The organism is Desulfovibrio sp. JY, from assembly GCA_021730285.1.
Taxonomy (GTDB): domain Bacteria; phylum Desulfobacterota; class Desulfovibrionia; order Desulfovibrionales; family Desulfovibrionaceae; genus Solidesulfovibrio.
The window spans coordinates 2,159,106-2,170,730 of the sequence record CP082962.1 but is presented as its reverse complement, the minus strand read 5'-3'; the positions used below and the strand labels follow the sequence as shown (position 1 = coordinate 2,170,730).

General features: G+C 65.8%; 9 protein-coding genes. 6 read left to right on the top strand and 3 right to left on the bottom strand.

Features of this window, described 5'->3' with window-relative positions; all coding sequences use genetic code 11:
* Positions 1-14 precede the first annotated feature (14 nt).
* Positions 15-671: a DedA family protein gene (locus tag K9F62_09660; protein UJX42918.1), complete on the top strand. Its 657-nt coding sequence runs from the start codon at positions 15-17 to the stop codon at positions 669-671.
* A gap of 345 nt (positions 672-1,016) precedes the next feature.
* On the opposite strand, the gene K9F62_09655 is transcribed toward K9F62_09660, so the two are convergent.
* Positions 1,017-2,702, bottom strand: coding sequence for an alpha-L-arabinofuranosidase (locus K9F62_09655; GenBank protein UJX42917.1), 1,686 nt, complete (start codon positions 2,700-2,702; stop codon positions 1,017-1,019).
* Positions 2,657-4,579, bottom strand: coding sequence for a chloride channel protein (locus tag K9F62_09650; protein UJX42916.1), 1,923 nt, complete (start codon positions 4,577-4,579; stop codon positions 2,657-2,659). Before K9F62_09650 ends, K9F62_09655 begins: the two co-directional genes overlap by 46 nt.
* Before the next feature lie 248 nt (positions 4,580-4,827).
* On the opposite strand from K9F62_09650, the gene K9F62_09645 reads away from it, so the two are divergent.
* The 5 genes from K9F62_09645 to K9F62_09625 all read left to right on the top strand — a co-directional run bounded on the left by K9F62_09645 (position 4,828) and on the right by K9F62_09625 (position 10,780).
* The gene (locus K9F62_09645) at positions 4,828-6,474 is read left to right on the top strand and encodes an FG-GAP-like repeat-containing protein (GenBank protein UJX42915.1); all 1,647 of its coding nucleotides are present in this window, start codon (positions 4,828-4,830) and stop codon (positions 6,472-6,474) included.
* A gap of 96 nt (positions 6,475-6,570) precedes the next feature.
* Positions 6,571-7,440 (top strand): branched-chain amino acid ABC transporter permease, encoded by an 870-nt coding sequence (locus K9F62_09640; GenBank protein ID UJX42914.1) that lies wholly within the window; start codon positions 6,571-6,573, stop codon positions 7,438-7,440.
* Positions 7,437-8,378 (top strand): branched-chain amino acid ABC transporter permease, encoded by a 942-nt coding sequence (locus tag K9F62_09635; GenBank protein ID UJX42913.1) that lies wholly within the window; start codon positions 7,437-7,439, stop codon positions 8,376-8,378. The genes K9F62_09640 and K9F62_09635 overlap by 4 nt, the downstream gene beginning before the upstream one ends.
* Positions 8,379-8,452: 74 nt before the next feature.
* On the top strand, positions 8,453-9,679 hold the full coding sequence (locus K9F62_09630; protein UJX42912.1) for an ABC transporter substrate-binding protein: 1,227 nt from the start codon (positions 8,453-8,455) through the stop codon (positions 9,677-9,679).
* A gap of 129 nt (positions 9,680-9,808) precedes the next feature.
* A complete protein-coding gene (locus K9F62_09625) occupies positions 9,809-10,780 on the top strand; it encodes an RluA family pseudouridine synthase (GenBank protein UJX42911.1) in 972 nt (323 codons plus the stop codon).
* Here the strand turns inward: K9F62_09625 and K9F62_09620 are convergent.
* Positions 10,746-11,540: an RNA methyltransferase gene (locus tag K9F62_09620; protein ID UJX42910.1), complete on the bottom strand. Its 795-nt coding sequence runs from the start codon at positions 11,538-11,540 to the stop codon at positions 10,746-10,748. The two genes, K9F62_09625 and K9F62_09620, sit on opposite strands and share 35 nt — an antisense overlap.
* Positions 11,541-11,625 lie beyond the last annotated feature (85 nt).

Below are 11,625 nucleotides of genomic sequence, written 5' to 3'. Positions count from 1 at the left end.
CACAAGGAGCCCGCATGGACTTTCTCCTGCAACTTGTCGACATCGTTCTGCATGTCGACAAGCACTTAAGCATCATCGCAACCGATTACGGCACGTGGACCTATTTCATCCTCTTCATGATCATCTTCTGCGAGACAGGACTCGTGGTCACGCCGTTTCTGCCCGGCGACTCCCTGCTGTTCGCCACCGGAGCACTCTGCGGCGCGGGCGTGCTCGACCCCAACATTATCTTCCTGCTGCTCGTGGCCGCCGCCTTCCTCGGCGACAACGTCAACTACTGGATCGGCCGCCGCGTCGGCCCGGCCGTGTTCGAACGGGAAAAAACCCGGTTCTTCAAAAAAGAATACCTGCTGCGCGCCCACGCCTTCTACGAACGCCACGGCGGCAAAACCGTCATCCTGGCCCGGTTCGTGCCCATCGTGCGCACCTTCTCCCCCTTCGTCGCCGGCATCGCCCGCATGACCTACGCCAAATTCCTGGCCTACAGCATCAGCGGCGCAATCCTCTGGGTCGGCATCTTTGTCTACGTCGGCTACTTCTTCGGCAACCTGCCCTTCATCAAACGCAATTTCAGCGTGGCCATCATCGCCGTCATCTTCATCTCCATCCTGCCCGGCGTCATCGAATACATCCGCCACCGCCGCCGCGCCGCCGCCGAAGCGGCGGAGTAGGAGGAGGGAAGGAGCTGGGGGGGCGGGAACCCCTTTTTTGAAAAAAAGATGTTCCCGCCCCCCCAGGCCCCCCCACCCTCCCCAAAAAACTTTCAAAGGGGTTGAGGCAGGCCAACTCCATTCAGACCGATTTTCAATTTTCTTGAATGCGGCGCTTCGCCGCTGGCGTGGTTGTTGCCGCAATCGCGTCCGGCGTCGAGGCGCGAAGCGCCTCGTGCCGCCGGGCCGATTGCGGCAACTAACATACGTCGTCCCGCCGCCCAAAGACACCAGCCCCAGCACCAATCCACACAACAGAGCTCCCCTCCCACCAGCCCAACCCGGTAAAGGGGGGTCCGGGGGGCATCAAGCCCCCCGGCGGAGAGGTGCAGGAGAGGCAGAGCCTCTCCTGCCCAATCCCGGGGCAGCGCCCCGGCTCCTCGCCGAAGGCGCCGCCCGCCTCCACCGCGTCCGCTGCGCCCGCAACCTGCCGATATCGTCCGGCCGAAAGGGTACCGTAAGCACGGTAAGCGAAACGGGCGGCAGGGTGAGGCGCGCCTGACCTTTGGCGATGGCGACCGGGGCTTCGGCGCGCAGGACGGGTCGTTTGTCGTCCGGGCCCGATCCGGACCAGACCTGTCGCGCGGCGGTGCGGCCCGGGCGGCCGCCGTCCAGGTGCAGGACGATGTCGCGGGTGGTGTCCTTGTTGAGGAGAAAGACGGTGAGTTGCCGGGTTTGGTCGTTACGGGTGGCGACGACGCGCACCTTGTCGCCGTCGGTTGTGGCCACGAGGGCGGTTCCCAGGTTTCTGGCGAGAAGTTTGAGGGCCAATCCGGTGGGCAACGGCCGGTTGCGGCTGTCCAGGGCGTCCCAGAGCTCCGGAGCGGTATCGTTATTGAGCCAGCGGGTGGTCCAGATCTGGGCCGTGACCACCCGGGGGTCGCTTATGGCCTGGGCCAGCATGTCGAAGAGCACCAGGGCGTGGCCGAGGGTATTTTCGTGTTTCCAGCCCAGGTTCTGGGGATGCCCGTACCAGTCGGCGGAGTTGGTTTCGGTCAGGAGGTAGCGCAGCCGGTCGGCCAGTCCGGGCGGGCCGTAGTGGCGGGCGGCCTTGTCGATTTCGGACACGCCGAGCATGCGCACCGGGCTGTCGCGGTAGTAGTCGTAGCCGTACCAAGCGTAGCAGGGATATTCGTGGACGGACACGAAATCGATGCTGCCGGCGGCCAGGCCGAACACGGCCTGCCACCAGGGCGTGGTGATGCCGCTTAAGTTATCGAGGGAGCCCACGTCGTCGGCGCCGGACGGACCATTGGCTCCGATCTTGATGGTCGGGTCCACGCCTTTCATGGCCGCGGCGAAGACGGGCAGGTCCCGGGCGTAGTCGGCGGCCTTGGCCCCGCCGTTGTAGACGTAGAAGTAGGATTCGTTGCCGATTTCCCAGTATTTCACGCCGTAGTGGCGCTCGATGTTGGCATAGCGCACCCAGGACACGGCGTTTTTGAGCAGCGTGGCCTTATCCGGCACGGTCTCGCCCGGGCTGCCGGGGCGGTACATGGAGTCGTAGGCCACGACCACCACCGGTTCGGCCCCGGTTTGCCGGCACAGGCGGATGAACGCGTCGAAGTCGAGGGGCTTGCGGACGTAGCGGTGGCCGTAGAGGTCGTAGACGCGGGCGTCGTTGGAGGGCCATTCGTCGGGGCCGAGCCGGGCCAGGGTGGGACCGGGGCGGCGAAAGGCGGGCGGCGCGGCCCAGAGCATGCCGTCGGATTTCTCGCCGCCGGGATAGCGCAGGGTGCCGGCCCCAAGGTCCAGGATGGCCCGGGCCAGCTTGCGCGCGCCGGGGCGGCGATTGACGTCGGCGTCGAGCAGATAGTCGACGTCGATGCCGAGAAGCTTGCGATTCACGCGGCGCAGGATGTGCCCGGCGTCCACGGCGGCGGCGGTGAATCCGGGCGGCGGGGTCGCGGGGGGCTCCGCCGACGCGGGCGCAGCCAACGCGAAAATCAGGGCCAGGACGCCGCAGGCGGCGGCGAACCGGTATCGGAACATAACGCCTCTTTGCTTGTCCGGGAGGGGAGTAGTCCCAAGGCGCGGACAAGACAAGGGGCGACGGGCGAAGTTTCGGCGACGAAACGGGGACGGATCAGATCAGGCAGCAGTCGTGGTAGTGGTCGATGATGTCCTGCTTGGACAACATGGCCTCGATCTCGTCGGGCTGGTCGTCCGCCACAACGGGCAGCTCGTCGATTTGCAGCCGCGCCATGATGTCCATGGCCGCTTCCAGGGAATCGCCCACGCGCACGCGGGCCACCTGGGCGGTGGCCACGTCCTTGGCCACCACGAGGTCGCGCAGGCTGTCGTCGAAAAGCACCTCGCGCAGGTCGTTGACCGAAAGGATGCCCGTCATCCGGCCGCTTTTGTCGACCACCGGAAAATACGACTCCGTGGAATTGGTCACGGCCTTTATCAGGGCGTGAAACGGCATGTTCTCGGCGATGACGCTCACCGGCCGCTGGCGGATGGCCTCGCCCACGGTCATGCGCGACAGGATGCCCCGGGCGAATTCGCCGATATGGGCCGGCGAGGCCAGCCGGTTGTCCATCTGCTTTTCGTAGAGCGTCACCTTGTGGGGCAAAAGCAGGAAGGTGATGGTGGACACCAGAAGCAGCGGCACGAGCAGCGTGTAGCTCGAGCACATTTCGCTGGCCATGATGACCGAGGCGATGGGCACCTTGGCCACGCCGGAAAAAAAAACCGCCCATGCCGATCAGCACGAACGAGCCGGGATTGACCACCAGATTCGGAAAAAGGGCGTGCCCGAGCTCCCCGAAGGCTCCGCCCAGCATGGCCCCGATAAAGACCGACGGCCCGAACACGCCGCCCGAGCCGCCGGAAGCGATGGTGAACGAGGTGGCCACCATCTTGAGCAGCACCAGCGCGGCCATGGTCTGCCACAGCATTTTCCCGTCCAGGGCGGTCTGTATCCAGACGTAGCCTCCGTCGATGACCTCCGGAAACTGCCAGGCCACGCAACCGAGCAACAGCCCGCCGATGGCGGGCTTGAGCATGCGCGGGATGGGCAGGGGTTTGAAGAAATGATCGCGCAGGCCGTAGAAAACCTTGATATAGATGTAACCGGCGGCGGCGCACAGCACACCGAAAATCAGACAGGGCAAAAGCTCCACCGGCATGGCGAAATGGACCGGGCCCGGGGTAAAAAGGGCTTGCCGGCCGAACACCTGGGAAAAAACCGCGTAGGCGGATATGGAGGCGATGATGCAGGATAAAAGCGCCTCGAATTCATATTCCGTGTCGCGGTAGAGCACGCCGGGCACGAAAAGCGCCGCCCCGAGCGGGGCCTGGAAGATGGCCCCGATGCCGCCGGCCGCGCCGGCCAGCAGCAGAACGCGCCGGTCGGCCGTGTCGAGCTTGAGAAAGGTGGCCAGGATGGAGCCGAAGCCCGAACCGATCTGGGCGATGGGGCCTTCCTTGCCGGCCGAACCGCCCGAGCCGATGGTGAGCGCCGAGGCGATAAATTTGATGATCGGAGCGCGCTTGCGCACGTAACCGCCGCGCAGATGGAACGACTCGATCATGGCGTCGGTGCCGTGCCCCTCGGCCTCGGGGGCGATGCAGAAGACCAGCAGCCCGGACGCCAGCCCGCCAAGGCCGGCGATGGGGATGATGATCCAGCTGACGATCGGGGTGTGCAGGCCGGGCGCGGACTGGAAGGCGATTCCATGGCGCGCCCAGGCCATGGGGACCTCGACGAGCCAGGTCAGGGACTGCACCAGCAGGGAGTCGAAAAAGACGGCCCCCAGCCCGGCGACCACGCCGACCAGGGCGCTTAAGACCAGCCGCCGCGCATGGCGCGGCCAATGGGCCAACCCAAAACCGCCGTTGCGAAGGACACCAGGCAAGAACATGTATGTATTCCTTGGAGGCCACTCTCGGCCGCTTGTCCCCATACAACCATATCGGGCGGCCATGTTCAACAGCGCGGCCCGCCTGGGTGACGCGCCAAGCCGATTCCCGGGATCATGACGGAACGGAAACCGGCCCTTGCAAGGGTGTCGTCTTTGATAGTAATGCAGGGCCTCGCGAAGCCTTGGCCCCGAGCCACGGCCGCGCTCCCGGACAAAACGGTCCCCCATGGGACCCGGAGGAACCCCTTATGACGCTTTTCCGTCGCCTTGCCCTTTTGGCGGTGGCCCTGCTGTGCCTGCCGTCCATGGCCCTGGCCGATGCGGCCAAGACCTACGCCGTGGCGCCGTTTGCCGTGCACGGTCCCGAGAAATACCAATACCTGAGCCAGGGCGCCCAGAGCATGCTCGAATCGCGCATGAACTGGCCCGGACACCTTGCGCCCATGGACAAGAGCAAGGTCACGTCCAAGCTGACCAAGGCCCCGGGCTCCGAGGCCGAGGCCCAGAAGGCCCTGAGCGCCGTCGGCGCGGACTATCTCGCCTACGGCTCCATCACCGTCTCCGGCGACAAGGCCAGCGTGGACATCATGGTGCTGGGTCGGGACGGCAAGAAATGGCCGAAAAATTTCACCACCAAGATGGCCGACCTCATCCCAGCCATGGAGCGTACGGCCCAGTCGCTCAATAACGAGATCTTCCAGCGTCCCGCCGCCAAAGGCGGCGACGACATCAACCAGATGAACCCGAATTTCGTGGTCAACCAGACCAACCAGAACCAGAAGGCCTACCTCAACCCGAACTTCCGCTACGCCGGTCCCGCCGATTCCCCGGGCGTGTGGCGCAGCCAGTCCATGCCCTTCGTCTCCGCCGGCATCTCCATCGCCGACCTCAACGGCGACGGGAAAAACGAAGTGGTCATCATGGGCCAGCATTCCGTGCAGGTTTTCGCCTACAAGGACCGCCAGCTGATGCCCATCGCCAAGTACGAGGTCCCGCCCAACATCAAGCTGCTCAAAGTCAGCACCTTTGACGTCAACGGCGACGGCAAGGCCGAAATCATCGTTTCGAGCCGGTACTTCAAGGACCCCCGTTCGTTCATCCTCCAGCTCGATGGCCAGCACCTCAAGGAGCTGTACAAGGACATCAAGCTGTACCTGAACGTGGCCGCCGTGCCGCCGGACTTCTCCCGGCAGCTCGTCGGGTCCAAGGGCGATCCCAAGGACCTGTTCGTCCAGGGCGTGCACAACGTCATCTTCTCCGGCGGCCAGCCCGCGCTTTCCACGCGGCTGAACCTCCCGAGCAAGGCCAACCCCTTCAACTTCGTCTACCTTCCCGAGAAAAGCGGCTACAAGGTCATCATAAACGACGACAAGGACCATCTGGTCGTCTTCACGGCCAAGGGCGAACGCGTGGCCGCCACGGAAGAGCAATACTGCGGCTCGGCCATCGGCCTGGAATACGACTCGCTCATGGCCCCCATGGAAAAGCCAAAGTCCGACTACCTCTGGACCTACTATTACATCCCGCTGCCCATGATCGTGGCCAACCTGGACAAAAGCGACCGTTTCGAACTGCTGGTGAGCAAGAACATCTCCCTTGCCGCCCAGTTCTTCGAAACCTTCCGCACCTTCTCCCAGGGTGAGATCCACTCCCTGTACTGGGACGGCGTGGGCATGAGCCTTCTGTGGAAGACGCGCCGCATCAAGGGCACCATCACCGGCTACACCCTGGCCGACATCGACAACGACGGCCAGAAAGAGCTCGTGGTGTGCATCAACACCTGGCCGGGCGCCGCCGGCGTCTACGCCCGCCGCACCATCGTGCTGGCCTACAAGCTCGACAACTCGAGCAAGACCCAGCCCGGCGAGTTCGGCATCGACATGGGCACCCAGTAGCCCTTTCCTCTTGACGACAAGCCGGGAGAACCGCATTTTGCGGCGGTTCTCCCGGCTTTTTTTGTACCCGAACCCGTTTGCCCCGGCGAGGTCCCTTTGTTTGCCCTGTATCTGGCCCAGATCGTCAACTCGGGACTGGCCCTGGGGGCCGTCTATGGCCTCATGGCCCTGGGTTTTTCCCTGATCTACAGCGCCAGTCGGCTGATCAACTTCGCCCAGGGCGAACTGCTGCTTTTGGGCGGGCTTTCAATCGCCACCCTGGCCAGCCTCGTTCACCTCTCGCCGTTCGTGGCGGTGGCGGCCGCCGTGCTGGCCGGATTTTTTTTGGGCAGGCTGCTTTTCGCCACCACGCTCGGGCTTTCGCTTCGCGCCTCGCCGCTGCGGCAACTCATGCTGACCGTGGCGGCGAGTCTGGTGTTTCAGGGCGTGGCCATCCTGGCCTGGGGCAAGAATCCGCTCATGCCCCCGCGCCTGCTCCCCCTGCCCGACCTGCGCCTGGGACCGGTCTTTCTCGGCCGCGACACGGCAACCGGCCTTGTGCTGGCCGTTTGCAGCGCGTTGGTGCTCGGGCTTTTCCTCAAACGCACGCGCCTTGGCCGGGCGCTTCGGGCCACCTCGCAAAACGCCGTGGCGGCGCGGCTCATGGGCATAAACCCGGTGTTCTGCCATGCCCTGTCCTTCGCCCTGGCCGGGGGACTGGCCTCCCTGGCCGCCCTGGCCGTCGGGCCGCAGACCGGGCTTCGCTACGACATGGGCCTCGGGCTTGGGCTCAAGGGCTTCGCCGCGGCCACCATCGGCGGCTACGTCTCGCTTGGCCGGGTGTTTCTGGGCGGCCTGGCCCTGGGGCTTGTCGAGGCGGCGCTGGTGCTGCTGCTTTCCGGGGAGCTCAAGGAAACCGCCACCTACGCGCTCATCATCGTTTTGCTGGTCCTGGCCCCGGGCGAGGGCGAGGCCGAGCGGCCGTGAACGCCATGCCCCTTTCCCGCAAGACCTCCCTGGCGTTTTTTTTCGGAGCGCTTCTGGCGGTGGGGATCTTCACCCCCGCCTACCAGCTCATCGGCGTCAACCAGCACATGTTTCTGGCGGCAAACGTCCTGGCGCTCAACTTCTGCCTGGGTCTCGGCGGCCAGATCTCCCTGGCCCAGGGAGCCTTCGCCGGCATCGGCGCCTACGCCTCGGTGCTGCTGCACGCCCGCTATCCCGGGGCGACGCTTGTCATCGTTCCGGCGGTGGTCGTCGGCGCGGGAGTCCTAGCGGCCGTCATCAGCCGGCCCATGGAGCGCCTCGGCGAGGGATTTCTGGCCATGGCCACGCTGTGCGTGTCGCTGGTGTGCATCAACGTGGCGCTCACCCTCGAAAGCGTCACCGGCGGCTCGGCCGGGCTCATGGTGGAGAGCAAGCTGGCGTTGCCGGGTGTCGGGGCGCTGGCCGGCGACCGGGTGACCTTTTTCCTTTTCGTCCTGCTTTTGGCCGTGGGGGCCTACGTCTTCCTGGCCGTGCGCGACAGCCGGCTGGGGCGGGCCCTGGCCGCCTGCCGCGACGACCGCGCCGCCGCCTCGAGCCTCGGCATCGACCGGCCGGCGGTGCGGGCCGTGTCCTTTGGCCTGGGCGGGGCGTTTTCGGCCGCGGCCGGCGTGCTCCACGGCCACTACACCGGCTTTATAAGCCCGGAGCAGTTCAACCTGGAACTCTCGCTCAAGGCGCTTTTATTCCTCGTCATCGGCGGCCCGGGCAACCTCCTGCGCCCCCTGCTCGCCGCCCTTGTGCTGGAGACGGCCATGAGCCACCTCCAGTTTCTGGGCGACGCCCGCACCCTGGTCAACGGCCTGCTTCTCGGCGCGGCGCTCGTGGCCGGATTCCTGCGGCTGCGCCTGACGGACCAGATGCGTCCCTTGCAAAAATGATTTACTTCGCCCCCGGTTGCGGTAAAAATTCCTGGCTGCTTTCGCCAAGACCAATCCGCCCCGGAGGCTTCCGCATGGCCAAAATCCTTATGCTGTTCGCAGCATTGCTCCTTGTTCCCGCCGTCGCCGCGGCCCAGCAGGCCGGCCAGAGCCCGGCCCCCGCCGCCACGACGCAGCCGGCCGAACAGCACCCGGCCCCAACCGGCGACCCCATCGTCATCGGCGGGCTTTTCGCCCAGTCCGGCCCGGCCGCCGTGGTCGGCACCCCGAGCAAGCTCGTGGCCGAGATGACCGTCAAACAGATCAACGCCATGGGCGGCATCCTGGGCCGGCCGCTCAAACTGATCGCCTACGACACCGAATCCTCCCCGGATGTGGCCCTGCGCGAGGCCAGAAAGCTCGTCGAGGGCGACCACGTCCTGGCGATTATCGGCCCGACCTCCACCGGCGAGGGGCTGGCCGTCAAAAAATACACCGAGGAAAAACACGTCCCGGTCATCATGACCGTGGGCGGCGACGCGGTCATTGCCGGCGGCAAGTTCGGCCCCTACGCCTGGACCTTCAAGGCCCCGCAGCGAACCGCCACGGCCGTGGCCAAAATCTACGAGTACCTGAAAGGCAAGAACATCTCGAAGATCGCGGTCATGAGCTCCAAGGACGCCTTCGGCCAGGACGGCCTCGCGGAGCTTAAGCAAAACGCCTCCAAGTCCGGCATCGACATCATCGCCTCGGAAACCTTCGATCCCAAGGGCACGGATTTCTCGGCCCAGGCCTTCAAGCTGCAAGCCGCCAAGCCCCAGGCCGTGGTGGTCTGGACCATCGGCCCGGCCGGAGCCATCGCCGCCAAGAACTTTGCCTCCCTGCCCGGCGAACGTCCCCTGCTCGTCGAATGCCACGGCCAGCCCGGCCCCAATTACCTGAAGCTGGCCGGCGAGGCCGCCGGCGGCACGATCATGCCCGGCACCAAGCTCATGGCCCCGGAAACCCTGTCCGACGAAGACCCGCAGAAAATCGTCATCGAGTCCTTCATCAAGGCCTACAATGACGCCGGCATCCAGGAGAAATTTCCGCTCAACACCCACTCCGGCTATGCCTACGACGCCCTGACGCTTCTGCGGGCGGGCCTGGAAAAGGCCGGCAAGGCCGACCCGGAGGCCCTGCGCGAGGCCCTGGAAAACCTCCACCACGTGGTCGGCGTCTCCGGCGTCTACAACCTCTCCTCCCAGGACCATAACGGCCTGGGTCCGGACTCCATGATCATGCTCATCGTGGACTCCGGCCGCTTCAAGCTTGCGCCGTAGGTGAAAGTGGAAGAGGTAAAGAAGGTGCGAGGGGAACCCCTTTTTGAAAAAAGGGGTTCCCCTCGCGCTCCCCTCCCGAAAAACTTTTAAAGGGGAGAGACGGGAAAAAACCTGCGTCCCGGTGATACAATGAAAACGCCTGTGCAGAATTTCACCGTGGCCGCGGCCGAGGGCGGACAAAAGCTTCTTCAATACCTGACCCGGCGTCTGGACGGCGCGGTGCCCCCGGCCGCCTTGCAGAAATTCATCCGCACCGGGCAGGTCCGCATCGACGGCAAGCGCTGCAAGCCCTTCGACCGGGTGGCCACCGGCCAGATCGTGCGCATGCCGCCTTACGAGATCAAAGCGCCACACGACACGCCGGAGAAAAAAACCGCGCCGCCTGGGCACGACCTGGACATCCTCCACGAGGACGACGACCTCCTCGTCATCGTCAAGCCGGCCGGCCTGCCCGTCCATCCCGGCTCCGGCCATCCTTTCGCCCTGACCAGCATCCTGCGCGCGCGCTACCCCGACGCCCCTTTCCGTCCCACGCCGGCCCACCGCCTCGACCGCGACACTACCGGCGTGCTCCTCGTGGCCAAGTCCTACCGCGCCCTGCGCGCCATCCACGAGGCCATCACCACCGGCACGGCCCACAAGGACTACCTCGCCTGGGTCTGGGGCGAATGGGCGCTTGGCGAAGTGAATGATTGGGTGACGTTGCGCGACCGGCTGGCCAAGGAAGGCGGTCCGGGACGCGAACGGGTGGAGCCGTCGGAGGACGGCAAGGAAGCGGTGTGCAAGGTCCGGCTGTTGGGAATCATGGACACGGCCAGTCTGGTCGAGGTGCGGCTTTTGACCGGCCGCACCCAGCAGATCCGGGCCCAACTCGCCTCGCGCGGCTACCCCATCGTCGGCGACCCGAAATACGGCGGCGGCCAGCCGCCCATGCGGCTGCACGCCTGGCGGCTGACACTGCCGGACGCCGCTTTTTGCGCGCCGCCCGCCTGGGAAGGACCCTGGCTGGTCAAACGGCTGCGGCGGGCTTCCCTGGCCGCCTGCCGGGAGGAAGACCTCGGACGGCCTACCGCGTCAGCGCCGCCAGACGCCCCAGAATGATCGCCCCGGCCTGGGCCACGTTCAGGGAATCGATGGGCCTGGCCTGGGGAATGCGCCACAACCGGTCGCAGCGTTTGCGTATCCCTTGCCGAATCCCCTCGTCCTCGTTGCCGAGCACCAGGATCAGCGGAAAATCGGCCGTGGCAACAAACACGCTTTCCGCCTCCGCCTCCCCGGCCGCGCCGATGACGCCGAAACCCGCCTCGAGGGCCGTGTCCAGGGCCTGGGCCAGATTGGTCACCTTGGCCAGGGGCAGCCGGGCCAGCGTTCCGGCCGAGGCCTTGGCCGCCCCGGGTCCCAATCGCGCCCCCTCGTGGCGGGGCAAGAGGATGCCGCCGCCGCCAAGGGCGAAAAGCGTACGGGCCAGGGTGCCCACGTTGCCGGGGTCCTGCACCCGGTCGAGGGCCAGGGCCACGGGCAGGGGCGCGCTGCGGGTCGCGGCCAGCACGTCCTCGAGGCTGGTCAGCTCACCGGCGGCGAGCCTGGCCACCACGCCCTGGTGGTTGCCGGGACAAAGCCGGTCCAGGTCGGCGGCTGGCACGAAACGAAAGCGCACGCCGGTTTCGCGGCAGGCGGCGACAATGGCGTCTATATCCGGGCCGCGAAGGCCCTGGCGCAACAGCACGTCGTCGATGCCGCGCGGGCGTTCGAGCAAAAGTTCGCGTACGGGCTTGCGCCCGGGCAGGAGTTCGCCGGGTTCGGGCTGTGCGTCGGCCGGCGACGCAGGCAAGGGACGATGGGTGCGGTCATGCCGGGTCATGGCCCGTCTTGGCCCAAACCAGCCGGAACCACAAGCTTTTTTTCCCTTGCATTTTCATCAACTTTGGTCTAGTAGTCTGCTAATC